This is a genomic window from Lapidilactobacillus mulanensis (assembly GCF_003946215.1).
Classification (GTDB): Bacteria; Bacillota; Bacilli; order Lactobacillales; family Lactobacillaceae; genus Lapidilactobacillus; species Lapidilactobacillus mulanensis.
The window spans coordinates 20539-33918 of sequence record NZ_RHOW01000024.1 but is presented as its reverse complement, the minus strand read 5'-3'; the positions used below and the strand labels follow the sequence as shown (position 1 = coordinate 33918).

The 13380-nt window shown below is 41.1% G+C and carries 9 protein-coding genes; 6 read left to right on the top strand and 3 right to left on the bottom strand.

Annotated features, from left to right (window positions below; genetic code table 11):
* Positions 1-127: 127 nt before the first annotated feature.
* Both EKM67_RS07065 and glpO read right to left on the bottom strand, forming a co-directional pair.
* Positions 128-1570, bottom strand: coding sequence for an amino acid permease (locus EKM67_RS07065; RefSeq protein WP_125578330.1), 1443 nt, complete (start codon positions 1568-1570; stop codon positions 128-130).
* 298 nt (positions 1571-1868) lie between these two features.
* Positions 1869-3722, bottom strand: coding sequence for a type 1 glycerol-3-phosphate oxidase (gene glpO / locus EKM67_RS07060; RefSeq protein WP_125578333.1), 1854 nt, complete (start codon positions 3720-3722; stop codon positions 1869-1871).
* A 249-nt stretch (positions 3723-3971) separates the two neighbouring features.
* Between glpO and EKM67_RS07055 the strand changes: the two genes are divergently transcribed.
* The 6 genes from EKM67_RS07055 to EKM67_RS07030 all read left to right on the top strand — a co-directional run bounded on the left by EKM67_RS07055 (position 3972) and on the right by EKM67_RS07030 (position 12478).
* On the top strand, positions 3972-5024 hold the full coding sequence (locus tag EKM67_RS07055) for an oxidoreductase (RefSeq protein ID WP_125578329.1): 1053 nt from the start codon (positions 3972-3974) through the stop codon (positions 5022-5024).
* A 54-nt stretch (positions 5025-5078) separates the two neighbouring features.
* Positions 5079-6113: a LacI family DNA-binding transcriptional regulator gene (locus EKM67_RS07050; protein WP_125578328.1), complete on the top strand. Its 1035-nt coding sequence runs from the start codon at positions 5079-5081 to the stop codon at positions 6111-6113.
* A 93-nt stretch (positions 6114-6206) separates the two neighbouring features.
* On the top strand, positions 6207-7508 hold the full coding sequence (locus EKM67_RS07045; RefSeq protein WP_125578327.1) for a PTS sugar transporter subunit IIC: 1302 nt from the start codon (positions 6207-6209) through the stop codon (positions 7506-7508).
* A 17-nt stretch (positions 7509-7525) separates the two neighbouring features.
* Complete coding sequence (locus EKM67_RS07040) at positions 7526-7975, top strand: DUF3284 domain-containing protein (protein WP_125578326.1); 450 nt, start codon at positions 7526-7528, stop codon at positions 7973-7975.
* A 183-nt stretch (positions 7976-8158) separates the two neighbouring features.
* Positions 8159-10390, top strand: coding sequence for an alpha-galactosidase (locus EKM67_RS07035; RefSeq protein ID WP_125578332.1), 2232 nt, complete (start codon positions 8159-8161; stop codon positions 10388-10390).
* A gap of 18 nt (positions 10391-10408) precedes the next feature.
* Positions 10409-12478: a beta-galactosidase gene (locus tag EKM67_RS07030; RefSeq protein ID WP_125578325.1), complete on the top strand. Its 2070-nt coding sequence runs from the start codon at positions 10409-10411 to the stop codon at positions 12476-12478.
* Positions 12479-12524: 46 nt separating this feature from the next.
* Here EKM67_RS07030 and EKM67_RS07025 read toward each other — a convergent pair whose 3' ends face one another.
* A complete protein-coding gene (locus EKM67_RS07025) occupies positions 12525-13313 on the bottom strand; it encodes a helix-turn-helix domain-containing protein (RefSeq protein ID WP_125578324.1) in 789 nt (262 codons plus the stop codon).
* Positions 13314-13380 lie beyond the last annotated feature (67 nt).

Genomic DNA, 13380 nt, shown 5'->3' with positions numbered 1-13380 from the left:
ATTTAATCATACGGGGAAGGTCTTCCCTTTTCAATTACTATTTACACAAAATATTGTACACTCCCTTATTTCCCGGGAAATAACTATGAACGCTCCTTTTATCATTAATATTTATTAGAATAACAGCTTAATTTAATTCTTCGTGTTGACGCTTGGCAATTGCAGGAAGAATGAATCCTAAACCAATTAAGAAAATTGGCATTGCAATATTAAGTGCTAATTGGAACCACCATGAGCTTGGATTGGCAGCATAGACAACTTTTGGAACCATACCCAAGATACATGCGAATGCGGTGAAGACGAAGCACCAAAGCCCAATGGCAAAACCAACCTTGCCATTCTTAACAAACATGTAATCAGAATGGAATTTGTCTAGGTGCTTATTAAGTAACATAAATGCTAGGAAGACCCAAAGATAACGAAGCGGCATAACGACAGAGTTTAAGTTGAGCAACCAATTGTATAAGTTGTTAGTGCCACTAATTCCAAGCGCAGGAATGATAATAATAATGCTGACAAGAATTCCAGTTAAGATATAACCATTGACTGGCACACCATCTGATGATTTTTTGCGTAACGCCTTTGGAACGAATTTTGGATCAGCATCGTCAAGTAAAATTCGTAACGGCGCATCGATCGAAACGGCTAATGCGGCAATCGTCGCCATCGTATTAGCAATTGCGTAGATGACCATCAACGCATTGCCAACGTGATAGAAATTACCCAAACGTTGGAAAGCAACGTAAGCACCGTTTGCCATTAAGTCTGCAGGAATGTGCTTGGCATCGAAAATCATTCCCATTGCAAAAGAGCCCATCAATGCTGAAACAACGACCATAATTGCTAGAGCAATCATGCCCTTAGGAAAGTTTTTTGCTGGGTCTTTTGTCTTGTTGACATACGGTGAAATTTTTTCGGAACCACCCACGGCAAAAACTAACATTGAAATGGTCGTGAAATATTTGAAATCAAACTTAGGAACATACGTGCTGAGATGATTCATGTTGGCAGTCGCAATGGCAGAACCTGTCATCGCTGGCGCCGATAAACCGAGCACGATGAATAGAAGTGACATGATAAACATCGACATACCGGCGATTGTACCGATTCGGTTCAGCGTTGTAATCCCACGAGAAGCCAGATATAGGAAAAGCAGGAAAATAACCAAACATAAACTTTGAACGATTTTTGAAGAGATATTGACAAAGTTTCCGTTTCCTTGGAACAACCAGCTACCCGCAATCAAGATGGCTTGCGGTTTTTGTGCAAGGTAAGGCACATGAACGACCCAATAAGTCCAAGCTGCAAAATAGGCGAGTCGCTTAGTAGAAACTTCTTTGATCCAACTAGAGACGCCACCTTCTGCGTCTTTAAAAGTTGCCCCCATTTGGCCAACCATTAATGTATAAGGCACAAAATATAATACCATGATTAAAATCCAGGAAACGACAACGACTAAGCCTTCTTGGGCGAAGTTATTAACAACATTTCCTAAGCCCCAAACACTTACAAATGCGAGAAGTGCAATATTGTACCAAAATAGCTGTTTTGTATTTTTCTTATCAGCCATAAGATGCCCCTTTCAAATTCTTCTTGAGGTCTAAAATTTGACCTGTAAACACTTATATACTCTGATAACTATACACTGAATGCGGAGATGAATCATGAAAGATTTGTGAGAGAGTATACTTGTTTACTTTTTCTCATTTTATAAAGATAAACCGTATAGCATGGGCTTAGTGATATTTTTTGGTTAGAAAACGAGTACCATTCTCAGATGCCACTCATTAAAAAAACTGTATTCTAGTGATAATCGGTAGTGTAGCCACAAAAAAAGAGCTAATTTAGCTCTATTCTTGCTTAAATAATCAATATTGATTTGGTTCAATCATACTCTGACCAGCTTTTAAATATTTCAATTCATAAGCAAATAGTGTTTTTTCAAGATCTTTTATCATCAATTGTTTGGTTTCTGTCGACCAGTTGAGAATATGGGCCATTTCATTAACGATGCCGTCTTGAATCTCGTTTAAATGTCGATCGTCAAATAATACGTGATTTGTTCGTCGCAAGAGATAATCGACTGGAGTAAGAACCATTTCTTCGGCGAGACAATAATGTAAAATCAGTGTCTCTCGAAGCGATAGGCCAGCTGCAGCCTGTGTACTATGAATATTATTGAAAATTGCAAGCGCGTTTGAACCAAATAAATTTGTGATCACATTTGCATCGTCTTTGCTGAGTCCTAAAACTTCTCCCTGTTCACGAATGGCAGCGAGGTCATGCGCAACGTTATCGGGATTAAGATCACCGCCCGCTACTTTAAGTTTTGTAGAGTCAACGATTTGAAAATGACGATCAAATTTACTGGAGAGCTGATCGATCACCGCATGAATTGCACCAGTTGCCATTCGACGGTAGTCCGTGATTTTTCCGCCTGAGAGTACAATTAAACCATCATTTTTAGTGGTTAGAAGGCTGCCGCGAGAAACTTGTGAAGGCTGGATGATCTTCTCGGAGAGCGCTTGTTCACTTGCTAAAACAGAATCTGCCACATCCGTTCGATCCGCTTTGCCCTGGCGATAGTTGATCACCGCATCGATGACGTGATCGATGCTCCGATCATCAAGATGGCCACCGCCACCGTTATAGTCGGAGCTGCTATTGGACGCAATCAACGGCCGAATTCCTGCCCAACCGACTTCGATATCGGCTAAGCTAAGATCAGCCTTAGGAAAACGTTGATTGATCGTGCTAAGCAAATAATTAAGATCAGTATTTGAAATTTGCGGATGCGTTATATCACCGTTATAGTCTGTATCTGTGGTTCCAAAATAGGTTTTGCCAAGACGAGGAATAACAAAAATCATGCGCTGATCATGATGCAAACTATCAAAATAAAGGGGCTGAGGAACCGGCAGCTTTTGCCAGTCCACAACGAAATGGACCCCCTTAGTCGGACGCAATTGAGGCGCAACGACAATCTTTTTGTCGAGTTGATTCGTCTCATCGACCCAGGGGCCGGTGGCGTTGATCACGACACGTGCATCGATGGAAAAGGCTTTTTCAGTCAAGGTGTCTTCAGCGTAAGCACCTATGATTTGATTTTGATCATCATGTAAGAGTTCGACGATTTTAACACGATTGGCTAGAGTTGCCCCTAAAGTTGCCGCCTTTTTTATATTTTCGATCACTAAACGCGCATCGTTATTTGTAAAATCTAAATAACAGCCGGCACCAAGTAAGTTTTCACGATTGAGTGTCGGTATTTTGGCGATGACTTCATCATGGGTCAACATGTAGCTAGTATCGTTTGAATCAGTCAATCCGGCCAACTGATCGTATAAATGCATTGCGACTTTAACGGAGAACAGGTCATAAGTGGCGTGGGGCTCGTCATAAATCGGTAAAATCATTCGAGTCGGACGAGGAATGTGAGGCGCAATTTTTTGAATACGAGCGCGTTCATTCACGGTATCAGCAACAACGCCCACATCGAAAGTTTTGAGATAGCGAATTCCGCCGTGAACCATCTTAGTCGATCTAGAAGAAGTCCCTTCGGCAAAGTCCTGCATTTCAACGAGCGCCGTTTTTAAACCCGAGGCGGCTGCTTGTAGCGCCACACCAGCTCCTGTAATGCCACCACCAATAATTAACAAATCAAATTTTTCGTTTGCGAGTTTGAATAAATTTTCTTGCCGCGTTTGTTGTGAAAATGTCATCATTCAGCCCCCCTGGAAATGAATAATTCTTTTTACATCGTATCATAATTTTACAGTATTCAGATGAAACATGGAAGTTTGCTTAAGAATTTGTTAGTTATTTTCCATTAATTGAGTTCGTCTGAAGAATCACAGGACGAGAAATCCCAGTAACTTTTTGCGATAGTTGTGCATGCGATAGATTTCAGTGTTGAGGAAAGCAGTCAGAGTGTTATGATTAACTTAATAACGAATTAGTAAAGGAGAATTATATTGACTCAATTAATCATTGCGTTAGTAGGGTTCGGTAAAAGTGCGAACCGTTATCATTTACCATATCTCAAGTTACGGTCACAAATCAAATTAAAGGCTGTCTATGATCATCGATTGCGCCATCACCAAGATATTCAAGACGAATTGAAGCAATCTGGTGTTAATTTGACCACCAATTTCGATGACATCTTAAATGATTCAGAAATTCAGATGCTCTCAATCACAACACCAGCTACCACTCATTATAGTTTAGCTAAAGAAGCACTCAATCACGGTAAAAACGTTCTGGTGGAGAAGCCTTTTTGCGAAACTCGCGCACAGGCAGAAGAAATCCTCAAGCTTGCACGAGATAAAGGGCTTGTAGCAATGCCGTTTCAAAACCGCCGCTTTGATAGCGATTATTTAGCTTTGAAGAAAGTTTTAGACGTGGGTTATATTGGCACGCCATTATCGCTGGAATCGCATATGGATCATTTTCGTCCTAGTGACCAGTTTATTAATAGCGAGCCGATCAACGGCCAGTTTTATGGGTTAGGCATTCATACGATCGATCAGATTGTCGCGCTCTTCGGTCAACCGCAACAAGTTTATTATGATATCCGCGCTCAGCAGAATCAAGGAAATCTAGACGATTATTACGAAACACAGCTATTTTATGCTAACTTTAAAGCAACCGTTAGTTCTAGTTCGCTCGTTGCAACAGACTATCCCTCATTTCGTTTAAACGGAACTAAAGGTAGTTTTATTAAGTATGGCATTGATCAGCAAGAAAACGATTTGAAGGCTGGTGTCATGCCGGGTGAGTCGCAATTTGGTCTCGACGCACCAGCTGCCTATGGTCATTTACGTTATCTCAATAGTAACGGTGATTGGATCAGCAAGGACGTTATAACGCCGATCGGTGATTATGGACGCGTCTATGATGCGATGTATGCCACGATTATTGAACAGCAGACTAAGCTGGTGACTGATCAGCAATTACTGTTAGAAATGCAAATTTTGGAAACGGGTGTTAGCATTCAAGGGCCACACGTGGCAGTGATCAAGTAACTATTTTTTATCGGGCAGAGTCGATAAATAATCAAGCATAACGAGGAAAAAGTCATGGTAAGTATACGAGACGTTGCGAAAATGGCCGGAGTTTCTGCGGCGAGCGTTTCGCGGATCTTAAACAACGATACAACTTTTAGCATTAATGAAAATACGCGCCAACGCGTCATAGAAACCGCGAATCAATTGCACTATTCCAAAGAAGATGGGAAGCATCAGCACCGTTTTGTGAATAGTAAAATGACGATCGGTTTGATTTTGCGTCATGATCGAATTTCTGAAGTGAATGATCCGTACTTCTATGATATTCACCAAGGCATCGAACTAGAAGCCGCTAAATGGCGGTTGCATGTTATTAAGGCGTTCGGCATGAGAGATACTAATAAAGATTGGGAACAGTTGAAAGATTATGGCGCGGTGATTATGATCGGTGTAATGACGCCGGAAGGAATCGCGCGTGCGCAATCACTGAATCCTAATTTGATCCTAGTTGATAATTACAGTAATAGTAGCGATTACGATTTAATTCAGACTGATTTTGCAGCTAAGACCAGCGAGATCCTGGAGCTACTTTATCAAAATGGTCACCGACGCATCGCGTTTGTTGGTGGTCAAAGTAGTCAAGTCGAAATGGATGGCAACGTGTTACGTAGTGATCACGAAATTCGTTCCGATAGTTACAGTACTTGGATGAAATTACACGATCTGCAAAGGTTTATTGATGCCAAAATTGGTCACTGGACAGCCGAAGACGGATTAAAACTGACCGAAGAGCTGATCCGGCAGCCAGAACGACCGACGGCAATTGTTGTTGCCAGCGATCCCATGGCAATGGGTGTGTACAAGGCCATCAATAATGCAGGTTTAAAAATTCCGGAAGATATTTCGATCGTCAGTTTTGATGATGCAGAAATTAATCGTTACCTCTCACCAACGCTATCCAGTGTTAGCATGGATGCGCAAGAAATGGGGCGAACAGCCATTAGATTAGCTCGAGACCGGATGCTAGAATCGAAGCGGATGAATTTAAGGCTTGTCTGTGCGAGCCATTTAAAAATTCGCGACTCAGTCAAAAAACTTGCAAAATAAATTTTTTTATTTTTGCACTTGCGTAAACGTTTACTAAACACATATACTAATTCCTGTAAACGTTTACGAAATAAAAACTGGGAGATTTTAACAGTGAAGAATAAATCCACTTTTCAAGATAAGATAACGTCATTTTCCCAAGCCATCGGGAATAATCGTTATTTACTGAGTCTACGTGATGGGTTCATGGTTGCTTTTCCTGCAACTATGTTTGGCTCGATCATGGTTATTTTACAGAATTTACCGACAACTTTAGGATTATCATTACCACAAGGGTTCTTAGATTTTTTGAACAACTTCTTTGGACCTGTCGGCAATGCCACAATGAATATTACTGCACTCTTTGTTTGTTTCGGGGTCGCTTATCAATTAGCTGGCCGTTATAAGCAGGAGAAACTTTTTGCCGGTGCAATTGCATTGTCAAGTTTCATCATGCTGTTGCCAGTTGGGACTGACAAAAAAGCCGGATCCTTCTTTGCTATTTCGCAATTAGGCGCCGAAGGTATGTTTGTTGCAATTATTGTGGCTATTATTTCTACAGAGTTATACTGCCGAATCAGTGCTGCTAATATTGTCATTAAAATGCCTGATTCAGTTCCGCCAATGGTTGCACAATCGTTTGTTGCCATTATTCCAGGTGCCGCACCATTATTTCTATTTAATTTAATTCGTTATGGATTTACATTTACAACCTATGGCAATGCGATCGATTTCGTTTATCAGATTTTACAACAACCATTAATGGGCTTAGGTGGTACTTTGCCAGCCGTTTTAGTGGCGGTATTCTTTACTCAATTCTTCTGGTGGTTTGGTATTCATGGCACATTATTGGTCAATTCCATTATCGATCCAATCATGAGTTCATTAGCCCTACAGAACTATGATGCTTATAAAAATGGTGCCGAACAATTACCACATATTATTAGCACGACTTTCATGGGTGTTTTCGTAAACCAAGGTATGCAACTAGGGATTTCAATTGTCTTTGCATTCTTCTTGGCGCGTTCAGTTCGAATGAAGCAAACCATGCGTTTAGTTTTCGCACCGGCAATTTTCAACGTTTCTGAGCCGATGACTTATGGATTACCTGTTGTTTTGAACCCAACGTTATTCATTCCTTGGGTCCTTGCACCATTAGTTTCAACCACGCTCTCATACTTTACGATCGCTGCAGGATTAGTTCCACGGCCAACAGGTGCGACTGTTGTTTGGACAACGCCAATATTCGTTGCCGGCTGGTTAGGTACAGGTTCGATCCGCGGTGGTATCTTACAACTCGTTGACGTTGTTGTGATGACTTTGATCTGGATTCCATTTATCAAGGCCTTGGATAATCGTTGGTATAAAGACGAACAGAATCCAAATCTCGATGCTGCTGAAAAAGATTCACTTTAATTTTTAGGAGAAATTCCATGCGAACAGATACGCTAAGTTACAAATATCATTACCAAGCTAAAAAAACGGATTTATTTCAAGTTTTGATCAGAGAACAGCTCGGCTACTTTCGCCGCAATGATCCCTCGATCAAAGAATTAAAAACCGGGACAACCATTGAGACGCACTTGCAGACGAAATTAAATAAAATACAGACCGAAAATTCGATGACGATCAAAAACATTATTCCTAACGAGTTGTTTCAACTTGAAACGACGCAACAGGGCGGTGTTATCGTACAAACTTATCAGTTTGAACAGGATCATCGCGGCAAAGAAAGAGTCGTGTATTCCGAACGAAATACGTTTAGTGAAAGTCGCAGTCAAATGAATTTCATGGTCATGGGTGGATTGTATAAATTCTTTTATAATCGTGGGATCAAAAAGCGAATACAATATTTAGATAACTTAGCATTACAGAATCACTAAGAGATTCGATTTAGTGATCCGTTTGATAAAAATTGGCTCATAGTGGATGTCACGTGATGATTTGTGAGTCACATGACATTGATTATGAGCTTTTATTTTAGAGATATCGTAGTACAATTCAGATAGTTAGCGGCTGAATTTACAATATTAATATTAGTTTCAGATGATGAGAGGATTACAATGATGATTGATATTACGTCGGAAAATGTGTTTTATTTACACAATGAAAAAATCAGTTACCTGTTTTATGTGATGCAAAATGGACAGTTAGGACATTTATATTTTGGTCAAAAATTAGACAATTTAACTGATGATGATGTTTCGTATTTCCTGGAACAGAATAGTAAGTCGGCCGGAACGGTTAAGTATTCGCCGCAGAGTGGTAATTTTAATCTGTCGGATCGTGCGCAAGAATATCCTGTTTACGGTTCTTCAGACTTCAAGCAGGGTGCCATCGATATTTATCACGAGGATGAGCCTTGGTATCTAGATTTTAAGTATGATCATTACGAAATCAAAAATACTAAGGATCGAGATTTGGCACACCCGGCAAGTTATGCGATTGGGGAGCAAGAGTCCGAAACTTTGATCGTGACGCTATTTGATCAGGAACATCAATTGCAACTGAATGAATATTTCACGATTTTCCACGATCAGTCCGTCATTGCCCGCAGTCAAAAAGTCATCAATCTTGGCAAAGAAACCGTGCAGATCCATAGCATGATGAGTGGCGCGTTGGATTTACCGGACGCGGATTATAAATTTGTAAGTTTAGATGGCGCGTGGCTAAAGGAGCGGCACATTAATACCCGCAACCTTGAACAAGGAACAGTTTCTGTCTCGTCGTTGAAAGGGGCATCTGGTCATCAACATAACCCATTTATTGCCTTGGTCAAAGATCAGGAATTAAATTATGGGAATGTTTATGGCGCCAATATTATTTATTCCGGTAATTTTTTGAGTCAGGTTGAAGTCGACGAATGGGAACGTGCGCGCGTTTTGATCGGGATCAATCCAGAGTATTTCGATTGGCAGTTGAATCCTCAAGCAGAATTTAAAACGCCAGAAGCGATCTTATCCTTCAGTAATGCAGGCATCAATGGACTGATCTCGACCAGCCAAGACTTTACAACGAAACATATTATTGATCGCAAATGGAAAAAGCAAGAACGTCCGATCATCTTCAACAATTGGGAAGCGACTTATTTCGACTTTAACGAAGCGAAATTGTTGTCACTTGCTCGCGACGCTAAAGATTTAGGAATGGAATGTTTTGTGGTCGATGATGGCTGGTTCGGACATCGAGATACAGATCGGACCTCGTTGGGCGACTGGCAAGTTGATCAGAACAAATTTCCTAATGGGATCGGTGCCTTTGCAGAACAGATTCATGCCATGGATCTTGAACTCGGAATTTGGTTTGAACCGGAAATGGTCTCGCCAGACACGAAACTTTATCTGGAACATCCAGACTGGATCGTTCGCCATCCATACAGCCGTACTTCAATTGGACGTGGTCAATATGTGCTTGATTTCGCCAATCCTGACGTTGTAGCGGCGATCTATGCCCAAATCAAACCGGTGATCGAAGAAACACGCTTAGATTATATTAAGTGGGATATGAATCGGAATATTACCGAAGCTTATTCGGCTTATTTGAAGGCGGAAAAACGGCCACAGACCGAATTTTTCCATTGCTATATAATGGGCGTTTACACGTTATATCGCCAAATTTTAACCGATTTTCCTAATTTATTGATCGAAGGCTGCGCTGGCGGTGGCGGTCGTTATGACTTAGGTATCCTGTTCTATAGTCCACAGATTTGGCCTAGTGATGATAGTGATGCAGTCGAACGTTTATCTATTCTTTCTGGGACAACGGTAGCTTATCCGCTATCTACCTTCAGCAATCATGTTTCCGCGGTGCCGAATGATCAAGTTAAGCGTATAACGCCGTTACAGATGCGCCAAAACGTTTGTGACTTCGGTCCACTGGGTTACGAATTAGATATTACCCAACTCTCTGACGAAGATCGAGAAGCAATCAAACAAAATATTATCTTCTACAAGAAAAATCGGCAACTATTAGTCAATGGCCACTTCCAACAATTATTAACGGTTGATCCACACGCCGATACGGTTTCCTGGGGCGTTTATAATGATGATCGTTCAGATATTATGATCGGTTTTTATCGTAAGCTAGCAGAGCCTAATCAGGGCGTCCTGCACTATTTCAAGATCCCATTCATTGACGGCACTCGCGAATATCAAATTGTTGGTCAAAAGGTCGTTAGTGGTCAATTGCTTCAGAACTTTGGTTTGCGAGAACCTTATCAGTTTGATGGCGTGAATGATGATACTGCACAAGTTTCTGGTGATTTTCAATCGTATATTTATCATTTGCGTGCGGTCTAATTATAGAAAGTACACATAATGGCGGAGGTTATTTTGAATAAGTTTGATTTGGAAAAGCAATTTTTACACGGCGGTGATTATAATCCTGATCAATGGTTAGATCGTCCCGATATATTGGCGAAGGATCTTGAGTTGATGCGTGCTGCCAAAATCAATACGGTTACAGTCGGCGTCTTCTCTTGGGGATTGCTGGAACCGAGCGAAGGCCAATATCAATTCGATTGGTTGGATCGTGTGTTTGATGACGTTGAAGAAATGGGTGGCCATATTATTCTCGCAACTCCGAGTGGTGGGCGTCCGCAATGGTTAAGTCAGAAATATCCAGAAGTTAATCGAGTGGATGAAAACGGCCACCGACACACACATGGATTTCGTCATAATCATTGTTATTCATCACCGATATATCGCCAAAAAGTTCGAGAGATCAGTACGATCCTAGCGAAGCGTTATGGTAAAAGAGCGGCGTTATTACTCTGGCATATTTCGAATGAATATTCCGGTGAATGTTACTGCAACTTATGCCAAGAGAATTGGCGTCAGTGGTTACAGAAAAAGTATCAAACGTTGGATGCTCTAAACAAGGCATGGTGTTTAAGTGTATGGAGTGGTTTGTACAGTGATTGGTCACAAGTATTGCCACCATCTCCATTGGGTGAGACTAAAGTTCATGGCATGGATCTGGATTGGAAACGATTTGTGACGGATATGACCATCGATTTTTATGATGCTGAGGTTGAACCCTTGCATCGACTCACACCGAATATTCCCTGCACAACAAATTTCATGGCGGAAGGTCAAGCCAATCAGCAGTTTGTGCCGTTGATCGGACTGGATTACAGCAAATTTGCGCAGCATGTTGATGTGGTGAGTTGGGATAGCTATCCAGATTGGCATAATCAATACGAATCGACTGCAGAAACGGCAATGAAAACCGCTTATATTCACGATCAGTTTTATTCGTTAAAGCAGCGCCCGTTTTTGGTGATGGAATCAACGCCCAGCACGGTTAATTGGGCACAATATAATAAAGCTAAACAACCTGGGATGCATATCCTGAGTTCATTGCAACAGATTGCTCACGGTTCGGACAGCACTTTATATTTCCAAATTCGCCAAGCACAGGGTAATTCGGAAAAATTTCACGGTGCGGTGATTGGGCATGACGGATCGGCGGACAATCGTGTTTTCCAAGAGGTTGCTAAATACGGCGCGCAATTAGAAGAGCTGAGCGAAATTAAAGGTGCGGTTAAAAAATCTCGAGTTGCACTGTTGTATAGCTGGGAAAGTAATTGGATGTTAAATCGTGGCGGTGGTTTTGGTCGGCCAACACGTTTAGGCATTCAGACGTTACAGAAGCATTATGCTGTGTTCTGGGGACAAGACATCGCCTGTGATATTGAGACGCCAGAATCCGATCTGAGCCAATATGATCTCGTGCTCGCACCTATGCTCTATCATATGTCACCAACCGTGATGGCAAAATTGCAGGAATATGTGGCTGCTGGTGGCACTTTGGTATCGAGCTATTTCACGGCAATGGCGGATGAGTTTGATCGGGCTAATCTGGGTGGTTTTCCAGCGACATTACAAGAGTTATTCGGCATTCAAACCGGTGAATTGAATACACTATTTCCGAATGAGCATAACCGGGTTGAATTTAATGGTCATCATTTTGAGACCCACGACTATGACGAATTGATTTCACCAACGACTGCTAAGACATTGGGAACCTATGAGAACAACTTTTATCAAGGGACTACCGCTATAACGGCGAATCAATTTGGACAGGGGACTGCTTATTATTTGGGCGCACGAATGGATCGAGAATTTCTTAAAGAATTCTACGCCCCAATCATTAAAAAGCTAAATTTGAAAAATGAATTCATTGAACAGCCGAAATTCGAAGTTTCTTGTCAAACTCGAATTAAGGATGGTTGCCAATATCATTTCCTGATGAACTTTTCAGAACAACTGCAAACAGTCACGACAACGAAAAATACGACTAATGTTGAAACAAATGAACCGATTAGTGCTGGCTTAATAACGTTAGGTAAATATGGCACAATGGTTTTAAAAGATTGTGAGTAATTGAAAATCGCCTGAAGCATGAAATCTGATGCTTGAGGCGATTTTTTTAATGCAGTTGTCGGAATTGTTTTGGCGTGACGTGCTTAACTTTTCTAAACTGGGCGATGAAATAACTAGACGAACTGTAACCCGTTCGTAGTGCGATTTCATCGATATTTAACTGTGGCTGGCTGATCAAGAGTGCTTGAGCGTTTCGTAAACGAAGATCATTTAAATATTGTAAGGGTGTCACTTGATAGGCTGTTTTGAATTGACGGATCAAGTGCTGAGTTGAAAAACCGGCGAGCGTGGCCAATTCTTCGTTGGTAATTGTTTCGGCATAATGATTTTCCAGATATTGACGGATCTTCAATAAAGTTGAAACGTTTCTCGAATTGAGCCACTCCGATTTCGAGGCGTGCTGATCGAGCAATAATAGAAATCGATAAACAAGAACTGAGAGCGTTATTGGTTCGGTGGCGGGTGTGATCGTGGTACTTTGTTTCAGAATAAAATCAGCGGTTAAATTGTTAAAAACTTGATAGTTTAATCCTTTGTTAGTCAATAGATTTGCGACTTCTGATCCGTCAAAAGTTAAATATTGTGTTTTCCAAATTTGGTCGTTCAGACTATGATACTGATGGGAAACATTAGGCGCGAGCAAGATGCCGGTATTGACCGGTAACAATAATTTTTGTTTATTAATTGTAATGATACCCTGGCCTGATGTGGTTTGTAGCCAGTGGTAATAAGGGTAGCCATTTGGTCGAAAGACAACTTCTTGATTCCAATCTGAGCCAATGCTTTCGAGATAAAGTGGTAATTGGGTATTCATTCTTGTAAAAACAACTCGCATTATAACGCCCCATGTTCAAATAATTATACTTATACTTCAAATCATATAACATTTCCGTGGATTTGTC